15 protein-coding genes are annotated in these 20,568 nt (G+C 69.2%); 9 read left to right on the forward strand and 6 right to left on the reverse strand.

Translation table 11 applies throughout. The features are described 5' to 3' along the window. The first annotated feature begins 60 nt into the window (after positions 1 to 60). Positions 61 to 723, forward strand: coding sequence for an ArsR/SmtB family transcription factor (locus tag VYJ16_RS20435; RefSeq protein ID WP_336352168.1), 663 nt, complete (start codon positions 61 to 63; stop codon positions 721 to 723). Here VYJ16_RS20435 and VYJ16_RS20440 read toward each other — a convergent pair. Together VYJ16_RS20440 and VYJ16_RS20445 are read right to left on the reverse strand one after the other, a co-directional pair. After that, positions 720 to 1,193: a hypothetical protein gene (locus tag VYJ16_RS20440; protein WP_336352169.1), complete on the reverse strand. Its 474-nt coding sequence runs from the start codon at positions 1,191 to 1,193 to the stop codon at positions 720 to 722. The genes VYJ16_RS20435 and VYJ16_RS20440 overlap by 4 nt on opposite strands. 67 nt (positions 1,194 to 1,260) lie before the next feature. Continuing rightward, entirely contained in the window at positions 1,261 to 1,917 is a 657-nt protein-coding gene (locus VYJ16_RS20445) for a hypothetical protein (protein WP_336352170.1), read from the reverse strand. A 301-nt stretch (positions 1,918 to 2,218) separates the two neighbouring features. Between VYJ16_RS20445 and gatD the strand changes: the two genes are divergently transcribed. The 5 genes from gatD (at position 2,219) to deoC (ending at position 6,680) form a co-directional block, all read left to right on the forward strand. After that, positions 2,219 to 3,484, forward strand: coding sequence for a Glu-tRNA(Gln) amidotransferase subunit GatD (gene gatD, locus VYJ16_RS20450; RefSeq protein ID WP_336352171.1), 1,266 nt, complete (start codon positions 2,219 to 2,221; stop codon positions 3,482 to 3,484). Then, the gene (locus VYJ16_RS20455) at positions 3,481 to 4,464 is read left to right on the forward strand and encodes a GNAT family N-acetyltransferase (RefSeq protein WP_336352172.1); all 984 of its coding nucleotides are present in this window, start codon (positions 3,481 to 3,483) and stop codon (positions 4,462 to 4,464) included. The genes gatD and VYJ16_RS20455 overlap by 4 nt, the downstream gene beginning before the upstream one ends. A gap of 146 nt (positions 4,465 to 4,610) precedes the next feature. Then, positions 4,611 to 5,327, forward strand: a complete 717-nt coding sequence (locus VYJ16_RS20460; protein ID WP_336352173.1) for a rhomboid family intramembrane serine protease — start codon at positions 4,611 to 4,613, stop codon at positions 5,325 to 5,327. A gap of 73 nt (positions 5,328 to 5,400) precedes the next feature. Beyond that, entirely contained in the window at positions 5,401 to 5,964 is a 564-nt protein-coding gene (locus VYJ16_RS20465; protein WP_336352174.1) for a hypothetical protein, read from the forward strand. 74 nt (positions 5,965 to 6,038) lie between these two features. Then, positions 6,039 to 6,680: a deoxyribose-phosphate aldolase gene (gene deoC / locus VYJ16_RS20470; protein WP_336352175.1), complete on the forward strand. Its 642-nt coding sequence runs from the start codon at positions 6,039 to 6,041 to the stop codon at positions 6,678 to 6,680. Between the two features lie 14 nt (positions 6,681 to 6,694). On the opposite strand, the gene VYJ16_RS20475 is transcribed toward deoC, so the two are convergent. Further along, the gene (locus tag VYJ16_RS20475) at positions 6,695 to 8,776 is read right to left on the reverse strand and encodes a hypothetical protein (protein ID WP_336352176.1); all 2,082 of its coding nucleotides are present in this window, start codon (positions 8,774 to 8,776) and stop codon (positions 6,695 to 6,697) included. A gap of 126 nt (positions 8,777 to 8,902) precedes the next feature. Then, a complete protein-coding gene (locus VYJ16_RS20480) occupies positions 8,903 to 10,924 on the reverse strand; it encodes a hypothetical protein (protein ID WP_336352177.1) in 2,022 nt (673 codons plus the stop codon). A gap of 392 nt (positions 10,925 to 11,316) precedes the next feature. Between VYJ16_RS20480 and VYJ16_RS20485 the strand changes: the two genes are divergently transcribed. The 3 genes from VYJ16_RS20485 (at position 11,317) to VYJ16_RS20495 (ending at position 13,902) form a co-directional block, all read left to right on the forward strand. Continuing rightward, positions 11,317 to 12,594, forward strand: coding sequence for a tRNA (N(6)-L-threonylcarbamoyladenosine(37)-C(2))-methylthiotransferase (locus tag VYJ16_RS20485; RefSeq protein ID WP_336352178.1), 1,278 nt, complete (start codon positions 11,317 to 11,319; stop codon positions 12,592 to 12,594). Positions 12,595 to 12,670: 76 nt separating this feature from the next. Next, complete coding sequence (locus tag VYJ16_RS20490; RefSeq protein ID WP_336352179.1) at positions 12,671 to 13,381, forward strand: helix-turn-helix domain-containing protein; 711 nt, start codon at positions 12,671 to 12,673, stop codon at positions 13,379 to 13,381. 89 nt (positions 13,382 to 13,470) lie between these two features. Further along, positions 13,471 to 13,902 carry a hypothetical protein gene (locus VYJ16_RS20495; RefSeq protein WP_336352180.1) on the forward strand — a complete coding sequence of 144 codons (432 nt, stop codon included), beginning with the start codon at positions 13,471 to 13,473 and terminating at the stop codon, positions 13,900 to 13,902. Positions 13,903 to 14,061: 159 nt separating this feature from the next. On the opposite strand, the gene hmgB is transcribed toward VYJ16_RS20495, so the two are convergent. Continuing rightward, entirely contained in the window at positions 14,062 to 15,399 is a 1,338-nt protein-coding gene (hmgB, locus tag VYJ16_RS20500; RefSeq protein ID WP_336352181.1) for a hydroxymethylglutaryl-CoA synthase, read from the reverse strand. Positions 15,400 to 15,420: 21 nt separating this feature from the next. Then, positions 15,421 to 20,562 (reverse strand): PKD domain-containing protein, encoded by a 5,142-nt coding sequence (locus VYJ16_RS20505; RefSeq protein ID WP_336352182.1) that lies wholly within the window; start codon positions 20,560 to 20,562, stop codon positions 15,421 to 15,423. Between the last annotated feature and the right edge of the window lie 6 nt (positions 20,563 to 20,568).

Consider the following 20,568-nt stretch of genomic DNA (forward strand, 5'->3'; position numbering starts at 1 on the left):
CCTCGCGCGGTCGTCGACAGCAGACATTCTTTTACGCGCTCGCCGTCAACTCGTAGGTGAATGGATTCCGCGGCCTTACTGGACCTCCTCGGGAACGAGAACCGACGGCGGATCCTCCGCTTGCTCGCTCGAAAACCGTGCTACGTCACGGAGATAAGCGAGTACCTCGGCGTCTCCCCGAAGGCCGTCATCGAGCACCTCCGGAAGCTCGAGGCCGCGGGCCTCATCGAGAGTCACACGGACGACCAGCGCCGGAAGTACTTCCACATCGCGCGGAACCTCCGACTGGAGGTGAACGTGTCGCCGTACGGGTTCGCGACGAAGAGCGCGTACCCCGCCTCCAAGTCCCTCAATCTGAACCGGTGCTCGCACCTCACGCTCGAGATCCAGGACGCCGACGAGGACCACGACACGGACGAACTATTGAGCGACCTCGCGCGCCTGGAGGAGTTGGAGAACGAGCTCTCGCTCGCGCAGCGGTACGTGCAGGGACGGATGACGGACGTCCTGGAGCGCATCACGGAGGCGGTCGGTGCCGGGCAGGATTCGGGGATGTACGCGGACGTCCTCTCCGCGGTCAAGCAGGAACCCCGGGGCGTCGTCGAGCTCGCGAACGCGGTCGACGCGCCGCCGGGGATGGTCGAGGAGGTGCTCGTGGACCTCCAGGAGAACGGGCTCGTGACGCACGAACCCGAGGGCTGGACGCTCGCGACCGACGACTAGGCCAGGCGGTCGAGGAGCGCGAAGTAGCGCGGGTGTGCGTCGTCGTCGTAGTACTCGCGAGCGACGCCCATCGTCGCGGTGACGCCAAGCAGGGTCCCTTCGACGACTGCGAAGAGCCCCACGAGGACGTCGGGGAAGTCGCTGAGGAGGAGGGCGAACGCCGCGAACCCGAGGAGGGCGACCGCGACGCCGAGTGCGTGGTCGCGGACGACCCCGCGGGTGGTGCGGGCGTCGCGGTACGCGGCGTGGTCGAAGCGCGCGTCCGACCACAGTCGGAGGACGGTCATGGCTGGCACGATGACGAGGAGGGCGACGCCGAGGTAGAGCGTCACGGTCGCGTCGACGCCGGCGGCGTTCGCGGCGAGTGCCGCGACGCGGACGACGCCGACGAGCGCGAGCAGCGTCGCGGCGAACACCGCGAGCGTCCGCCACGGGTCGAGCGCGTACGCGTCGTGCGTGAGGTCGAACACGCGCCGGGCTTCGACCGACGCCGGAAAATACGTTCCGTCCGCGAGACAGGTCTCCGCGTCGACGGGATTACCAGCCGGGGACGTCGTCGTCGCCGCCGCTGCCGCCTTCGACGTCGGCGGTGAGGCCGGCGCGGAGGTCGCGCCCGAAGTAGTGCCCGAGGAGTGCGACGAGCATCGTCGCGATCGTCGAGACGGCGAGGATGGGGACGCCGATACCGGAGAGCGTGACGAACATGTTCGTCGTGATGAGCGCGAACAGGAAGCCGACGACGCCGCTGGCGACGAGCGTCTCCAGGTATCGGCTGTCGCTCGCGCCGACGCCGTGTGCGAACGCGGCGACGCCGACGCCGAGCAAGCGCGCGAGCCCACCCACGAACGGGATCGGGATGAGGCCGCCCGCCATCGCCCCGGCGAACACCAGCACCGCCGAGATTCCCGCGCTCGTCGGGTCGAAGTACTTCCGGAACCCGCGGTCGTCCGTCGCCTCCGCCGCCGTCCCCGTGGTCTCCGCGTCCCGCGTTCGCGCACGCTCTCGACTCCCGACGTCCGCCTCCAGGCCACCCATCGCGTCGTCGAGACTCGACCCACCAGTCGACCCGTCGCTCGACGACCCCGCCTCGCCACCGCTCCCGTCCTCATCCAACCCACGCAGGATGTCGTCCGTCTCGGACAACAACTCGTCCGTGGACTTCTCGACGGTCTCCTCCTTCGACCCGTCGCTCATACCCCACATTTTCCCTCCAACTGACATGGGCCTTTCGCCGACGTTCCTTCTGCGTCGCGTCGCCTTCGGCGAGCACCGCCCGAAAGAACGTCGAAACGGGTCGCTCGCGCGCTCCGAGCGCTCGCGGTGAGTGCGGCGGACCGCACCGCGACCACGCCGCAGGTTTACGTCTAATGTAAACCTCTCTGGTGGGTGGGCGTCGCGGGAGCGTCGGTAGTGGCGTCGTGGCGTGCCGCGGCGATGCCCCGAGAACTGGGGCCAAACGAGTGGCTTCAAGTCCACGCACGCGGTACCGCGAGGTATGAATCCAGGCGACCGCGTTCGCGTCGACCGCGCGGACCAGACGTACGAGGGCGTGCTGTTGCCGTCGAGTGACGCGGAGCAACTCGTCGTGAAGCTCGACGGCGGCTACAACGTCGGCGTCTTGCGCGAGGACGCGGACGTGGACGTGCTCGAGTCCGGCGTGTACGACATCGAGGGCGACGAGCCCGACGAGGGCGAGAGCTCGACCATCGAGTTCGACGAGGACCTCCCGACTATCAGCCTCATCTCCACCGGTGGGACCATCGCGTCGACCGTCGACTACCGCACCGGTGCGGTGACCGCGCAGTTCGACGCGGAGGACGTCCTGCGTGCCGTCCCCGACCTCGCGGGGCGCGCGAACTACCGCGGGCGCGTCGTCGCGAACATCCTGAGCGAGAACATGGACCCCGGCATCTGGCAGGAGCTCGCGCACGCCGTCCACGAGGAGATCGAGCAGGGCGCCGACGGCGTCGTCGTGATGCACGGGACGGACACGATGCAGTACTCCGCGTCGGCGCTCGCGTTCATGCTCGACACGCCCGTTCCGGTCGTGTTCACGGGCAGCCAGCGGTCGGCGGACCGGCCGTCCTCGGACAACGTCATGAACGCGGTGTGTGCGGTCGAAGCCGCGAAGAGCGACTGCGCGGAGGTCCTCGTCTGCATGCACGGGAGCGAGAGCGACGACGACTGCGCGCTCCACCGCGGCACCAGGGTGCGGAAGAACCACACGAGTCGCCGCGACGCGTTCGAGACCGTCGGCGCTGAACCGCTCGGCGTCGTCGACTACGACGCTGCGGCCGACGAGGACCCCGAGGCGGTCCGGTTCCGCCGCGAGCACGCCGAGCGCGACAGCGTCGACCTCGACATCGAGCCGGCGCTCGCGTCGGACGTGGAGCTCGTGAAGTTCACGCCCGGCATGGACCCCGCGTTCCTCGAGTACTGCGAGGGGAAGGCCGGCGTCGTCGTCGAAGGCACCGGCCTCGGGCACGTCCACACGGACTTCATCCCCACGCTGGAATCGCACGTCGACGACGGTACGACCGTCGTCATGACGAGCCAGTGCCTCGAAGGCCGCGTCTGCGACCGCGTGTACGACACCGGCCGCGACCTGCTGGACGCCGGCGTCGTCGAAGGCGAGGACATGCTTCCGGGGACGGCGAAGGTGAAGCTCATGTGGGTGCTCGCGAACCGCGACGACCCCGCCGCCGCGATGGGCGAGGATCTCGCCGGCGAGATACAGGAGCGCTCCGTGCCGTGGGAATGAGCGGCGACGTCGACGGACGCGTCGACCCCGCGGACGCGACGTACCGGCGTGCGACCCACGACGACTACGACGACGTGGAGGCGTTCACGCAGGACACGTGGAGCGACCGCGACGGCAGCGACTACATCCCGCGCATCTACCACGACTGGATCGAGGCCGACGACCCCGACCGTCACGACCAGCAGTACACGTGCGTCGCCGAGGTCGACGGCTCCGTGGTCTCCATCGCCCAGACCGTTCTCTTGAGCGAGCACGAGGCGTGGTGTCAGGGGATGCGTACCGACCCCGACTATCGCGGCGTCGGCATCGGGAAGGAACTCACGCACGAGATGTGGGACTGGGCGCGCGAGCACGGTGCGACGGTCGCGCGGAACATGGTGTTCTCGTGGAACATGGCGGGCCTCGGGCACTCCCGGGGCGTCGGGTTCGCGCCCGCGACCGAGTTCCGCTGGATGCACCCCGACCCGGACGCGGACGCCGCGATACCGGGCGGCTATCGATTGTCGAGCGACGTGAACGCGGCGTGGTCGTACTGGACGGCGAGCGACGCTCGCGCGCACCTCGGCGGCCTCGGGCTCACCGACGAGGAGTCCTGGGCGGTCAGCGAACTCACCCGCGAGTCGTTCGCCGCGGCGGCCGACGACCGCGAACTCCTCGCGGTCGGGAGCGACCGGGGAACGCACGCGGTCTCCTATCGCGTCCGCGACTTCGAGCGCGAGGACGACGACGGCGTCGAGCAGACCTACGCCGAGTACGGCGTCGCCGGCTGGGACTCCGCGGCCGCGCTCCGCGCGCTCGTCGCCGGTATCGCCCGCGACGCCGCCACCCTCGACGCGACCGCGACGCGCGTCCTCATCCCGGAGACCGCACGCCACGTCTCCGACGCGAGCCTCGTCCGCGCCGGCATCAGCGACGAACCCGACTTCGTCATGGCCGCCGACCTCACCGCCGACTACCGCGGCGACGCGCACCTGCGCTGACGGGGCGTCGACGCGCACCTGCGCTGACGGGGCGTCGACGCGCACCTGCGCTGACGGCGGACGCGGCGCTCGCCGCCGGGTCATTCGGACGCGCCGCCGCCGCTGTTGGCGGAGCCGTTAAGCGCCCGTAGCCCGCCTCATCTGACGTGACCGAGCCGCACGAGGAGTCGCTGCGTTCGCTGCTCGCCCGCGGCGCGAGCGCACTCGCCGTCGACGTCCGCGACCGCGACGCACCCGTCACGGCGCTGGTCGTCGCGAGCATCCTCGTCGTGTTCGTCGTGCAGGCCGTCACCGCCGTCCGTCTGGACGCGCCCATCGGCGTCGTCACCGCGTCCGTGTTCGTCAGCGAACCCGTGCTCGCATGGCTTCTTTCGCCGCTCCTCCACCGCGACCTCCCGCATCTCGCCGCGAACGTCGTCGTCCTCGCGTTCGTCGGCACCGTCGTCGAACCGCACTTCCGACGCCGGGACTACGTCGCGTTCCTCCTCGCGGCCGCCGTCCTCGCCGGCCTCGGCGGCTACCTCTCGAAGGCCGCGTTCACCGTCCGCCCCGTGACCGCCTACGGCGCGAGTGGGCTCGCGTACGCCGTCGCCGGCTACGCACTCGGCCTCCCCGTCGCCGGCGTCTCTCTGGACCGAGACGCGCTCTCGGTCTACGGCGTCCTCGACCGCACCACGCCGGGGGAGCGCGTCGCCGCCGTCTTCGGCGTCGCCGCCGCCGCCACCGTCGTCGCGGACGTCGCGACCGGCCCGTACCTCACGTTCGACTGGCTGAACGGCGCGCACGCCGTCGGATTCCTCGTCGGCGTCTGGATGACGCTCGTCCACCGCCGCGGCCGTCGACGGGACGCGGTGCCCGCGTAGGACGGTCGCTCACCGACGCGACAGCGACACCGGACCAACATTTTATTTATACTTGAAGGCAATTTGAATCAACATGTTTCTCGACGCGTTCATCGTGCTCGTCGCCGCACTCGTCCCTGCCGCCCTCGCCAGGCGAACCGAAGCATTCGAGCGGACCCCACACGCACCGTACGTCGCCGCGGCGGGCGGTCTCCTCCTCGCCTCCGCCTTCGTCCCCTGGGTCACCGTCGGCGAGTACGCCTGGGAACTCCAGGGGGGCTTCACCATCATCGCCGGCCAGGGGACGCCCGATGCCGGCCCATTCTTCGGGTCGTACAACAGCACCGTCCTGAACGCCAGCACCGGCACCGCACTCCTCGTCTTCGCATTCACCGGCCACGACCGCGCACTCCACGCCGCCCTCCTCGTCGCCGCCGCCCCCGTCCTCGCCGCCGCCAGCGATCTCGTCACCGTGCTCACGACCGGTACCGTGGACGACGTCCACGTGCTCCGACTCACCGGCAACGACGTGAGGGAACTGATGCTCGACGACGTCACCGTCACCCTCCACGTCGGGGTGCTCGCCGCCACCGCCGCCGCCATCCCCCTCGCAGTCGCCCTCACCCGGACGGGCCGACCCTGGTCGCGGTTCCGATAGCGCCAGCCACCGACGCGCCCGTCGGCCGCGACTCACCCGCGCGGTTTTTGGTCCCCACGCCCGAACGCCGGGCCATGAACCGCGAGGAACTCGCCGCCAGCATCGACCACACCGTCCTCGGCCCGGAGACCACGCTCGACGACGTCCACGCCGTCCTCGACACCGCGAGCGAGTACGGGATGAACGCGTGCATCCCACCGTGTTACGTCGCCGACGCCAGCGAGTACGCGCCCGACGTGACGCTCGCGACCGTCGTCGGGTTCCCGCACGGCCAGCACGCCCCCGGCGCGAAGCTCGACGAGGCGACGCGCGCGTGGGACGACGGCGCCGACGAACTCGACGTCGTCATCAACATCGGACGGCTCAAAGCCGGCGACGTCGACGCCGTCGAGGCCGAGCTCGCGGACCTCGTCGCCGCCGTTCCCATCCCCGTGAAGGTCATCATCGAGACCGCGCTCCTCACCGACGACGAGAAACACGCCGCCTGCCGGGCCGCCGCGGCCGCTGACGCCGACATGGTCAAGACCAGTACGGGGTTCGCCGACGGCGGCGCCGAGGTCGAAGACGTCGCCCTGATGAGCGAGTACCTCCCCGTGAAAGCCAGCGGCGGCGTCGGGGACTATTCGACTGCCCGCGAGATGTTCGACGCGGGCGCCGTCCGCATCGGCGCCTCGTCGGGCGCCGCCATCGTCGACGACTACGACGCGTCAACGTAGCGGTCTCGCGACGGTCACTCGCGGCGCGCTCGACGCTGGACGCGGCGCGCGAGCACGCCCACGAGTGCGAGGACGGCGGGGAGCGCGCCGAACCCCGGGAGAGGGCTGCCGCCGCTCTCCGTCCGCGTCGTCGTCACTGGCGCCTCGACGTTGTCGTCGCCCTGGAACCCGGAGTAGCGACCGAGGAAGTACAGGCTGTCGAGGGTGTCAGGCGTCGGGAACTGCTCCATGGCGAGCGTCCAGGTGCCGGGGAGGTGGACGGTCGTGTTCGGGCCGACCGCCGCGTGCGAACGGACCTCGCGTTCGGTCGCGTTCGCGGGGAACGCGCCGTCGAGGTGGACGTACGTCTCAGCGCTCTCGGACGAGGCGGCCGCCGCCACCGCGGTCGTGGCGTTCCGACCGAACGCCCGAGTGAGGAACGCGCGGAGCGTCGACCCGTTCTCGGCGAGCGTCGCCGCCCGTACTCGCACCGAGTCCTCGTCCAGATCGACGGTTAGCTTCCCCTCCTCGAGCGAGGACCGCGCGACCGCGGCGACCAGGCCTTCGGGGTCGACCGCGCCCAGTCGCGGCGTCCGGTTGCCGTCGCCGAGCAGGCCTCCGGCGGACTCGAGGAGCGACTCGTGCTCGAGTTCGTACTCGAGGTCCGCGTGCGTTCGACCCTCGTGCGTCCCAACGTCCACGCCGACGGTCACGTTCGGCAGCGGCGCGAGCCCGCGGTCCCGACGTGCCGCGCGGAACGAGGTCACGTTCGTCGCGTCGAACCTGACGCTTCCATCGACGATGAGCGTGCGGTCACTCGGCGCGTTCACGGACGCCGCCCAGCCGAGCGTCCCCTTCATGCCGGACGCTCCCATCGCCGCGACGCTCGCCCGTGCCCGCTCGACCGCCGCGGTCGCGCGAGCGTCGTCGCTCGCGTTCGCTGCGACGCCGAGCGCCGCCCGCACCAGCGGCCGGTAGTTCGAGACGGTGACGTCCCACGTCCGCCGCACGGACCGTCGGTCCGCGTCCACCCGGACGTGCACGCGCTCGACGGACAGCGCCTCGACGCCGTCGACGAGCGCGTCCGGCGGCGGCGTCGACCCTGCGTCGTCGCCGACGGCAGTCCGGACCGACGCCGACACGCGCCGGGCCACGCCCGCGTCCACGCCCTCGTACCGGACCGCGTACGTGACCGTCACCCGGTTCGAGGCGCTCTCGTTGTCTATCCAGTCGTACGAGCGCAGTTCGACCGTCGCCGTGCCGTCGAGCGACCGCGCGATGCGGCCGTACTGGGCCTCGAGCGTCGCCGTCGCGTTCGCCACCGAGTCCCAGCGGGCGACGCTCCCGTTCGGCACCCGGTACGCCTCCGTGGCCACCAGTCGGTAGCCGTTCGCGACCTCCTCGAGCGCGTACTCGCGGTGCGAGCGCTCCCCGCGCTCGCCCGTGAACCGGACGGTCGCCCGACCGCTCGACGCGACCCTGCTCGCGTTCACCGACACCGTCCCGGCCGTCCGCGCAGCGTCGATCCGCGGCGACCCGACGTCCTCGGGGTCCCGCGAGAACGTCGCCGTCACGTTCAGCTGGCCGTACGCCTGCCCCTCGATACCGCCGTCGTCCGCGTTCCGCCGTAGCAGGTGCATGCCGCCCCACGCGTCCACCTCCCGGACCGCAGCGGGCGTCCCTAGCTCGACGCCGGCGTCTCCCGTCACCGCGTTCGGCGTGAACGTCGCGTCCACCTCCCCCTCGACGTCGGTCGTCTGTGCGAGCCGGTCGCGGACCAGCACGTCCACCAGTCCCGAGGTCGCGTTCACGCCGAGGTCCCCGCTCCCGCCCGCGGGCACGACGCTCTCGCCGCTCTCGCCGTCGGTCTCGTAGACGAGGACGGCGTCGCCGTTCTCCCGGACGTACACCGCGTCGCCGACGCGAACGGAGTCGTTCTCCGGCCCGACGGCAGCGACGGCGACCGACGACGCGGACGCACGCCCGAGGTCGGCCGCACCGGCCGTGCTTCCGACCGCTCCACCGCCGGTCGTCGCCGCGGTCGCTGGCGTCGCGCAGACGAGCGCGACGACGAGGAGGACGACCAACGGGCGGTCCGACTGCGAGGAGTAACGCATTCACCCGACGGACGACACCCACCCCCTTCAACCGTTCGGTGGCTGACATCTCTGCGGGCGGTGGCCGGCGCCGTCGCTGGCGACCGACTCGAAGAACGAAGAAACCGGTGGAGGGCGACCGCGTGGTTACTCGTCGCGACTGCGGAGGCGACCGAGGAGCAGCGCCGAGACCGCGGCGACCGCGGCGAACGCCGCGGGCACACCGAAGCCGGGCAGGCCACCGCTCCCGGTGCCCTCGGTGCCGCTATCGGTTCCGTCGCTCGTCTCGGGTTCCTCGATACCGAGGTAGTCACGCGCCTCCTCCTGGTCCATCTTCGGGAACGACTGGGACGCCGGGTCCCAGTCACCGGGGAGGTGGACCTCGGTGTCCTCACCGACGGCCTCGTGCGCGCGTACCTCGCTCTCGGACGCGTTCTCGCCGAACGCCCCCTCGACCGCGACGTACGCCTTCGAGTCCTCGCCGAGGTTCGCGTTCATCGACGCGATGTCCCCGCCGAACTCGTCCTGCATCACGGCGCGGAACGACGTCATGTTCTCGAAGCTCGCACCAGCCTGGAACGTCACCTCGTCGCTCCCGACGTTCACGTTCATCTTCGCCTTCTCGAACTCCGACCGCTGGAACGCTTCGACGAACCGCTTGACGCTGTCGGTGTTCGCCCCAGTCCCAGTGCTCGCGGAGTCAGCGGACTCCATGAAGCTGTCGAGCGCCCCATCGACGAGGTTCTCCTGCTCGACGCTGTACTCCATCTCAGCGACGACCTCCTCGCCCTCGGTCTGCGCGGTCGCCGAGAACGACACCGAGCCGCCCGTCGGGACGTCGCGACTCTCGAGCTCCGCGACGTACGCCTCGTAGTTCTGCGTGTCGAACTGGAACGACCCCTGGACGCGGACCGCGTCCTCGCTCGGCGAGGAAACCGACCCCTCCCAGGAGTACGTCTGCACGAAGTCCGAGGCCTTCATCGCCTCGTAGTTCGTCCGTGCCGTCTCGATCTGCTCGGTCACGTTCTCGTCGTCGCTCGCCTCCTCCGCGAGGTCGAATCCGGCGTCGACGAGCGGCTCGTAGCCCGAGAGCTGGACGTCCCACGACGCCTGCATCGACTTGCCCTCGGCGTCGAGCTTCGCGTGCACGCGGTCGACGTTGAGTTCCGCCACGGCGTCACCGACCGCTTCGGCGGTCTCCGTGGACACCTCGACGTCCTCCGCGCTCGTGATCGACTGCGCGACCTGCTGGCCGAGCGCGTCGTCGATGTTCGAGTACACGATCTGGTACTCGATGTCCAGCAGCATCCGGCCGTCGTCGGCCTCCGTGAACGAGTAACTCGAGACGCGCACGTCGGCGCTCCCGCCGAGCGCGCTCGCGATGCTCGCGTACTGCTGTTCGATGGTCTCGGTCGCGTTCTCCTCGGTGTCCCACTGGCTCGCGAAGTACGACGACACGTAGTACTCCTCCGAGGCCTGCAGGCGGTACTGGTTCGTGCCCTCCTCGAGCGTGTACTCGCGGTGCTGGACCGTTCCGAGGTCCTCCGCGTACTGGACGTTCGCGGACCCGCTCGTCGAGAACTCGTTCGCGGCGACCGAGAGCTGGCCCTCGGTGGACGCGGACTCGACCGTGGAGGTCATCGAGTACTCGCTGTCGTCGACGTACGTCATGTCGAAGTTCGCTCGCGCGGACGCGTCGGACTCGGTGCGTTTCGCGCTCACGTCGACGTCGAGGCTCTCGAGGTTCTCCGGGCGCGGCGCCTGGAACGAGCCGTTGCCGACGAGCGAGGACGACGTCAGGACGACCTGTGCGCCGCCCGTGACGTTCGTCCCGTCCTCGATGTCGTCGCGGACGAGCACGTGCATCAGGCCCTCGGTGACGTTCAGGCCGAGGTGGCCGGTTGCGGTGGACGTGCTCGTGCCGGCCTCGCTGTCGTTCTGCTCGTAGACGAGGACGGCGTCACCGTTCTCGTGCACGAAGATCTCGTCTGCCGATTCGACCGTGTCGTTGTCCGCCGGCGTCGTCGCGCCGACGGACGCCGTGGACGCCCCGCTCGCGGGGGCTGTCGTCGCGCCCGCCAGGGCGGTAACGCTCGCGGCGCTCGAACAGACGACGAGGAGCGCCACCAGCAAGGCGGTGGACGACCGTAGTTTGTCGGGGAATTCCATGCACTAGTTCGTAGCACTGGGCTACTATAATCGTTTCCCGTTTGACATTCGTTGCGGTGCGTTCACATGATACGTGGTGTATCCGGGTGAAAACATCGTGCTGGCGTGGTGGTGGCCCGAAATTTCGCTCGGCTATCGTTCGCGCCCAGGCCACGCTGAGATCCTGTCTTATCGGAAAGTGAGAAGCTTCCGACGCGCTCCGAACCGGTAACGGCTGCTGGTTCTCGGCGTCGACTCCGCACCGAACGGCTCCGCTGGCCCGAGGGCCGCGCTCGTCGCGACGCGCGTGCTGTCGACGCCCGACGCGAACCGGTGCACCGCACACTCGCGGACGCCATCGACGGGGTATCGTCGCGCTTTTGGTCGCCCGACGGCAAACACGCGTAACTGGCATGGCCCGGTACCACATCGAGACGTACGGGTGTACCTCGAACCGCGGCGAGAGCCGTCAGATCGAGAGCGCCCTCCGCGACGCCGGCCACTACAAGGTCGATTCGCCCGACGAGGCCGACGTCGCCATCATGAACTCCTGTACGGTCGTGGAGAAGACGGAGCGGAACATGCTCCGTCGGGCCAAGGAACTCGAGGACGAGACCGCGGATCTCATCGTCACGGGCTGCATGGCGCTCGCCCAGAGCGAGGAGTTCCGCGACCACGACGTCGACGCGCAGATACTGCACTGGGACGACGTCCCTGAGGCGGTGACGAACGGCGAGTGCCCGACGCCCGGTCCCGGCACCGAGCCGGTGCTCGACGGCGTCGTCGGCATCCTCCCCATCGCGCGGGGCTGCATGAGCGACTGCTCGTACTGTATCACGAAGGCGGCGACGGGCAAGATAGACTCCCCGCCGGTCGAGGAGAACGTCGAGAAGGCGCGCGCGCTCGTCCACGCCGGTGCGAAGGAGCTCCGCATCACCGGCCAAGACACGGGCGTCTACGGGTGGGACGACGGCGAACGCAAACTCCACACGCTACTGGACCGCATCTGCACGGAGATCGAGGGCGAGTTCCGCGTTCGCGTGGGGATGGCGAACCCGAAGGGCGTCCACGGTATCCGCGACGAACTCGCCGCCGTGTTCGCCGAGCACGACGAACTCTACAACTTCCTGCACGCGCCCGTGCAGTCCGGGAGCGACGACGTCCTCGGCGACATGCGCCGCCAGCATCAGGTCAGCGAGTACGTCGAGGTCGTCGAGACGTTCGACGACGCACTGGAGGAGTGGACGCTGTCGACGGACTTCATCGTCGGGTTCCCGACCGAGACCGACGCGGACTTCGAGCAGACGATGGCGCTCCTCCGGGAGACGCGTCCGGAGAAGATCAACGTCACGCGGTTCTCGAAGCGCCCCGGGACCGACGCTGCGGACATGAAGGGCCTCGGCGGCACGGTCAAGAAGGAGCGCTCGAAGGCCATGAGCGAGCTGAAGATGGACGTCGTCGGCGAGGCGTACGACGCGATGGTCGGCGAGACGCGCGAGGACTGCCTCGTCGTCGAGCACGGCACCGGCGACTCCGTGAAGTGCCGCGACGCGGCGTACCGCCAGATCATCGTGCAGAACGCGAGCGAGCACGGCCTCGAACCCGGTGACTTCGTCGACGTCGAGGTGACGGGGCACTCGACGGTGTACGCGTTCGGCGACCCCGTCCGCAAGCGCCAGCCCGCGGACTGACACACCACTCTCGGTTCGTCGCTCGTCGAACCCACTTTTCGACGTGCTTTTGCCGTCCGGCCGCGACGGTCGCCCCATGACCGACACCGACCCGCGTCGCAACCTCGCGCGGCGCATCGCCGGCGAGGTGACCCTGTCCAGCGACCCGGGCGCGACCATCCGGAAGTGGCGCACCGACTTCGACGTCAGCCAGACCGAACTCGCGAACTCGCTCGACGTCTCATCCTCCGTCATCTCCGACTACGAGAGCGGCCGCCGCGAGAGCCCCGGCATCGGGTTCGTCCGCCGCGTCGTCGACGGCCTGCTCGACATCGACGAATCACGCGGCGGCGACCGCATCCGCCAGTACGCGCGCGTCGTCTCCGCCGGCTTCGACAGCGACGTCGTCGCCGACCTCCGCGAGTACCCCCGCACCGTCCCACTCGACCGGTTCTACGACGCCATCGACGCCACCGAAGTCCAGGCAGGGGACGCCGACCGCGTCAGCGGCCACACCGTCATCAACTCCATCGCCGTCATCACCAGACTGTCCAGCGAGGAGTTCTACCGGCTCTACGGCCAGTCGACGAGTCGCGCGCTCGTATTCACGGACATCACGCGCGGCGAGAGCCCGCTCGTCGCCCAGCGCGTCGTCACCCCGACGCCGAACGCCATCGTCCTCCACGGCATCACCGAGGACGACCTCTGGGAGCACGCGCCCAAGCTCGCGCGCGCCGACGGCGTCAGCCTCGCCCTCACCCAGCAAGACCCCGACGAGATGCTGGACGCCCTCGCCGGGCTTCCCTGAGTCGACGACGAGCCGCTTCCGGTCCGTTCCTCGACGGACGCATCCACCGGAAGATATTCGAAGAACCGACAAGAAAGCGGTGTGACACGATGGCCGATTACGTCCTCGTCGCAGTCGCCGTCCTCGTTCCTCGCGTCCTCCTCGACGTGGCCGGTATCGTCGGGGACCGGTACTTCGACCTCACGAGCGTCCGTGAGCGACTGCTCGCCGGCGCGTTCGTCCTCGCGTTCCTCCTCGCTGGCGCCACCACCTACTACAACGCCACCACCGGCGGCACGCTCGCCACGAGCGCCCTCGTCGGAGCAGGCCCCGCCCTCTTCTGGACGTCCTACGCGGTCAACCCAGTGGTGCGCGGCGTCGCCGCCTACTCCTGGCAGTTGGTGTTCGACGCGCGCGCACCCTTCCACGCGGGCGACATGGGCGAAGCCCATCCGCTGTTCGTCCTCCTCGTCGCTGGCGTGTTCTTCGTCGTCGGCGAACTCGTCGTCCTCCCGACGCACATCCTCGCCGCCACGCCCTGAGCACCCAACGGCTCCTGGCCGACGGCATCGAGAGACGACTCGCTCCGCTCGACGACCACCCAGAGAACGACGAGAAACAGCCGACAGCGACGCCTCGCGGGTCGCTCCGGTCCCCGCTCGACGTTCGACGCGAGACCCTCGCTTCGCTCGGATCTCGCGTTACTCCACGTACGTATATTTCCGTTCGCCCATGCGGCCCCAGCCGTCGAACACGAACTCCTCGTTCGGCGTCGTGAACTCCTCGAGTTCCTTGTCCATGTCGTGATTGTGGCGGTCGTGGACCTCCTCGTACTCCGCCCACGAGAGGTCGTAGCGCGCCGCCACCTGCTCGTCGACGTTCAGTTCGGCTATCTCCTCGTGCCAGCCGTCCTGCACCGTCTCACCGTGAATCTCGGCTTGCGCGCCCGACCCGTAGGACGCGACCAGCAGGCTCTCGCCGGTGACGTCGCGGTCGTTCTCGTACGCGTACTTCAGCGCCGCGATGCGCGCCACGTGCACCGACGCGGTGTACCAGTTCCCGACGTCGCGCGAGATCGAGAGCGTCGGGTCGACCGTCGCGTCGTACCACTCCCGGTACTGGTCGGTGTCCTTCAGCGCGCTCATGTACTCGCGGACCGCCTCCTCGTACTCCGCGTCGTCGTCGAAGCTCTCCCGACGCGGCTGCCGACCGATCTCCTCCGCGAGCGCCTCCTCGTGCTCGGTGTCCCGGGTGACGTGCCGGTACGCGAGCGCCGCCGCCTTCCGGACCATCCCCGGGAACGGCGTGTGGAACGGCGCGTACGCGAAGTCCTCCAGGTGGACGTCGCCCGCGACGCTCTCGTAATCCTCGAGGGCTTCGCGCATCCGCGCGAGGTACACCTGCACGGAGCGCTTCCCGTCGACGCTCGGGAACTGCTGGTTCGGCTTCAGGAAGTCCGTCTCGTCCGCACTCCCGTAGCCCTGCTCCATCGTGAGCTCGACGAGGTCCGGGTCCTCGTCGATGAGGAGCGCCACCGCACCAGCGCCCTGCGTCGCCTCGCCCGCATCCCCACGTTCGTACAGCGCCGTGTCCGTCGCCACGACGATCGCCTTCCGGCCGCGATTCCGGCCCGCGCGGATCCAGTTGTACGCGTCGTCGATGCTCTGGGTGCCCGCGATGCACGCGAACTTCCGCTCGCCCTTGTTCGCGTGATGGAAATCACCCTCGTACACTTGCTCCAGGCAGCCCGCGATGTACGTCGAGATCGGCTTCGAGTTGTCGAACGAGGATTCCGTCGCCACGTCGATACGCCCGATGTCGTCCGGCTCCAAGCCCTTGCGGTCCATCAGGCGCTTCGCGGCGTTCGCGCCCATCGTCACGATGTCCTCGTAACTATCCGGGAACGACGACGCCCGCAACCCCAGGCCCTTCGTGTACTTCTCCGGGTCGTCGCCCTTCTCCGGCGCGAACGTCTCCGCCAAGTCGAGTTTCAGATTCCCTGTCCACAGCTCGACCGCGTCGATACCCACGCTTGTCATACCCCCTACTCGACTCGGCCGCTATTTGGGCGTGTCGATGAATCGTTCGACTATCGTCGAAGTTCGTGCGACTAGTTGCCGTGGCGCCGCGCGGGACGCATCGAGCCGAACCGTCGTGCCGTCCGGCGCGGTCGTGCTCGCTCCAGCGACCGGCTCCGTCGCAGCCACCGTGGACGCCGGCACGACCCGCGGCGACGGCACCGACTCGTTCTCGCCGAGCGTCCGCACCACCACGTCGTCCACGTGCCAGTAGTCGAACGTCTCCCCACCACCGTTGACCTGCCGGAACCGGAGCGCGAACTCGTCGTGGACCGCGTCCGCCGGGAGCGTCAGCACCTCGCCGAACTGCTCACCGCGAGGCGGCCCACCCTCGTACCGTTCGAGCACCGTCCACGTGCCGTCGGTCGCGTAATACTCGACCACGAGGTCGTCCTCTTGGGTCTCGTCCGGCATCTCGCTATTGCCGAACAATCCGCCGCGACGCACCCAGTACTCGACGACGACCGCGTTCGCCGTGCTCGTGTTCACCGTCGGCGACTCGACGCTCCCCGCGGACTCGTTGTGCACGAGCGCGTACGTCCCCGACCGCGCCGTGTCGTCCGTGACGAACGTGCTCGCGTCTCCACTCCACCCCGCGGGCAGCGATCCGGACTCGAACCCTTCGTCTATCTTCCGCGTCCAGTCGACGGTCGACCGGAACGCGGTGGTCTGCCCGGGATTCAACGCGTTCGCGGTCGGTCCTGTCGTTCGCGACCACTCGGCGGCAGCGTCGGTATCGTTCGCGACGTTCCGATAGTACGTGTCGTCTCCACCACTGCTCGGCAAGTTGAACGCGCACTGCGTCGAGTACGTGCTCCCAACCGCGAGACAGTCGACGACGCGACCGCTCGGCTGGTGCACGACCTCGACGAGCGTGTCGCCCTTCGGGCCCGTGCTCGGATCACCGAGACCGACGACCTCGCGTGCCGCCAGCAAGCCGTCGGTCCCGACCGAGACGGCAGTCGTCGAGCCGTCGCGCGTCACGTCCACGCGGTACTCGCTCGGGTCGACCAGCGACTGCGTGCTCACGGCCTCCATGTACGGCGTTTTCGTAATCGCGACGTCGTCCACGTACCAGTTCCCGCCCTCGGGTGGGTCGAAGAACGACGAGTTCGCGTCGCGGTACGCGAACCGAAGCCGGAACGACCCGCGGTCTGCGTCCGTCGGTACGGGCACGGTTTCCAGGAACGTCTCCCCGGGCGTCCCACTTCCGTCGTACACTTCGAGTTGCTTCCACGCCCCACTCGTCGTCTCGTATGCGACGACGAGATCCTCGTTTTCACCGGGGTACCGCGTCGAGTCCGCGAACCCCCCACGACGCACCCAGTACGAGACCGTCGCACTCTCCGATCCCGTCAGGTCGACGGGATCCGAAGTGATGTTCACCCACGAGACCGCGAAGTGAAGCCCCTCATCGCCCTCCAATCCGACGGATTGACTCCCCGAGTTCGCGGTCTCTGTCGCGATGTACGCCTGCGTGTCGCCGTCCTGGGTCGTCACCGACCACTCTCGTGCAGGGTTCCCGCCCTCGAAGTCGGATTCGAGCACCGCCTGGGTCTTCCCGAGCACGTACTCGTTCAGGACGAGCGGCGACAGCGACTGGACGCGCACGGCTTCGGTGTCGGTCGCGCCGTCGTCGTCGGTGACGACGAGCGTGACGTTGTACACGCCCGCGGCGAACTGGTTCGTCGGTACGGCAGTCGTGGAGGTGTTCCCGTCGCCGAACTGGTACTCGATGGTGTCGATGGAGCCGTCGCGGTCGCGCGAGCGGTCCTCGAACCGAACCTGCTCGCCGGGACTCGGGAGGCCGTCCTGCACGTAGAAGTCGGCGTTCGGCGGGCGGTTCTGGACGGTGACGGTGCCGACGGAGACGTTCGTCCAGTTCCCGTCCTCGTCGGAGGCGTTCACGTACACGGTGTACGTGCCGTCGTCGGCGTACCGGTTCGTCTGCGTCTTCGACGTGTTCGCTTGCTCCTCGTAGTTCTGATTCCCGCCCTGCCAGAAGACGGTGTAGTTCACGAGGTCGCCGTCCGGGTCGGTCGTCGCCGAGAGATCGAGTTCGACGGCGTCGAACGTCCGCACGGTCGTCCGGTTCAGGGTCGCCGAGACCGTCGGTGGTCGATTCCGGACGGTCACTGACCCGGACGTACTCGAGCGCGCGCCGAGGTCGTCGGTGACGTAGAGCGTGACGTCGTACGTCCCGTCGTCGCCGAACGTCTCGTCGAGGACCTCGCCGGTCGGGTCGCTCCCGTCGGGGCCGTCGCCGTCGAAGTCCCAGACGTACGAGGTTATCGAGCCGGTGTCGTCCGTACTCGCGGACGCGTCGAACGTCACCGTCTCCCCGGTCTTCGCGGTATCCGGCGTCACCGTGAACGACGGGGACGGCGGGTCGTTCTCCGCCGGGCAGTCGCTCGCGCCGACCGTCGTCCGGGAACTGTCGTCCGCGGACAGCGCCGTCCCGGAGAAGCACGGCGTCACCGTCGGGTCGTCCGAGGAGAGCTCGACGCGAACGCGGTACGTGTCGCTCTGCGTGGACAGGTCGCCGGTGCCCGGTAGCGGGTAGTTCGCGACGCCGTCGGTTATCGTAATCGGGTCCGAAGACTCCTCGAACGTCCCGTCGCCGTCGGGGTCGGACTCGACGGACACCGTCACGGTCGTCCCCGGGGGCACGTCCGCGCTCGCGTTCTCGAGCTTCAGCGTCGTCGGGTCCTGCGGCGAGTTGAACGTCCGCGCGTCCGTCACGAGCGACCCCTCGAAGGTGCCACTCGCAGTCGGTGCGGTCCCGTTGTAGAGCGCTCTGACGTCGGCGGTCGATATCGCGCGTTCGTATATCCTGACCTCGTCGAGGTCGCCGTCAAGGTGTCGTCCCGACTGTTCGACGTTCTCGCCGAGTCCGAGGTCGGTCCCGCCGGCGTCCGCGATGTAGCTCGCGGACGTGGTGTCGACGAGGACGCCGTCGACGTACAGGCGGACCGTCGACCCGTCGAACGTCCCGACGACGTGGTACCAGCGGCCGGTCTGGAGGCTCGAATCCGCCTGCGCCGTCTGCCACCCGCCGTCGTAGATGGTGAACGCCGGGACGTCGCCGTTCGTGAACTGGAGGTTATAGGACTGGTCGGAGTGCTGCGCGATCGCGATCCAGCCCGACTGTGCGCTGTCCTTCCGCACCCACGCGGAGACGGTCGCCTCGTCCGTGCGACTGAGTTCCAGCGAGCTGTCGTCGGGGACGCGAACCCAGTCGTTCGAGCCGTCGAGCCCGTAACTCGACGACCCGTGGATGCCGGACTGCCCCATCGCTGGGTCGCCCTGTACCGAGCCGTCGTTCCCGGTCCCGGACGCGTCCGCGGCCGTCGGCCCGCGATCCTCGTCCAGCGGCCAGTACCCGACGAGTCCCGCGTCGCCGGGGCCGTTCCCGAGGAGGACGACGGAATCCCGTCGGTCGCCGTAGGCCGCGTGGACCACGCCGGACTCGCTGGTCGCGGCGTCGAAGTCACCGGCGTCCTGCCAGACGAGGTTCGGGACGAGGTTCGACACCACGTTCACGGTCACGCGGTCGCCGGTCCCACCGCCGGTGACGTACGCGTACACCGTCCCGGTCGCACCGAGCGTGAAGTTCACCGACGCGACGCCAGCGGCGTTCGACCGCGGCGTCGCGTTCTTCACCGACAGGACGCTCCCGTCGCTCACGCTGAACTCCACGGGCACGTTCCCGAGGTCGCCCGTCGTCGCGTTCAACTGGAGGACCGACGCGCTCGACTTGTCGACCGTTATCGGCCCGGAGTCGTTCCACGTCACCGTGTATGACCCCCCACCACCGCCGCCACCGCCGCCACCGGTCCCGCCGTCGTCCGCGTCAGCGTCAACGACGGTGAACGCGACGAGCGCGTTCGACGCCCGGTCCCGGTCGAACGACCCCGCGGGGTCGCCGCTCCGGTTCACGCGCACCTCCACGGGCTGGTCGCCGGTCACGTCGTCGACGCCGTAGGTCACCGTCACTTCGCCGTCGGGGTCGGTCCGGAGGTTCGTGAACGTCCGCTTCGACGCGCCGTCCGCGGTCAGCTCGCCGGGGCCGACGAGCGTCACGTTCACGGTCGCGTTCGACACCGGGTTGTCGTACCGGTCGCGGACCTCGAAGGTGACGCGGTGGTCGCTGCCCTCGCGCACGGTCGCCGTCCGCCCGTCGACCGCCGTGACGTACGCCGGTGGTTCGTCGCGCTCGGGCGCCGACCCGACGCGGACCTTCGACAACTGGAGGTCGTACGTCTCGTTGCCCTCCAGGGTCACCACGAGCAGGTCCCAGTTCTCCGCGCCGATGTCCTTGTCCTTCACCTCGACCGCCCGCACGTACCGGTTCGGGTTCGAGTCGGAGGGGTCGTACTCGCTCGCGAGCCGGTCCTCCCACGTCGCCTGGTCGAGGTTCGTCGGCACCCGGATCTGGATGGGTCCGCCCGAGTCGTTCCGCACCCGGACCGTCGTCGGCGACGCCGACGCCGGATACAGCCGGACGTCCGTCGGCTCGACCTCGCCGCTCGACCCCTCCGAGTAGGACCCGTTCACTGTCACGAGCGACACGTCCCGCCCGTTCACGATGCCCTGGTCGGCGTGCTGACGCCAGAAGTCGCCGTACGTCGAGTACACCAGCGAGTTCTCGTACACGACGCGCTCGGGCCCGCCGTCGTACGCCTGCAGCATGGGGTCGTACACGAACGCCGCCGTTCCGAACGACTTGTTCGCGCCCGTCCAGTAGTCGTTCTCCTCCTCGTCGACCGCGGTCGCGTTCGTCACGTTCGCCGCGAACCCGTCAGCGCCGCTGCCGACCGTCACCAACCGGCCGCCCGTCGGCGGCGGATTCACGAACAACGTCCGGTCCGGGAACCGATTCCCGAACGACACCCCTACCTGCTTCGTCCCCGACCCGGACCCCATCGACCCGACCGTCGCCCCCAACTCCTGCATCTGGGACTGCACCTCCTGCACGTGATTGAACTCCACGCGCTCGTTCTGCTGCGGAACCACCCCGACCTGCCACCCGACCGCCGCCGTGATGAGCACCCCGAACAGGAGCACGAACCCGATGGTCTCCGACTGCGCGCGTCGCTCGTCGCCGACGTCAGAGCGACGCACGACCCA

It is taken from the genome of Halorubellus litoreus (assembly GCF_037081675.1).
Taxonomy (GTDB): domain Archaea; phylum Halobacteriota; class Halobacteria; order Halobacteriales; family Natrialbaceae; genus Halorubellus; species Halorubellus litoreus.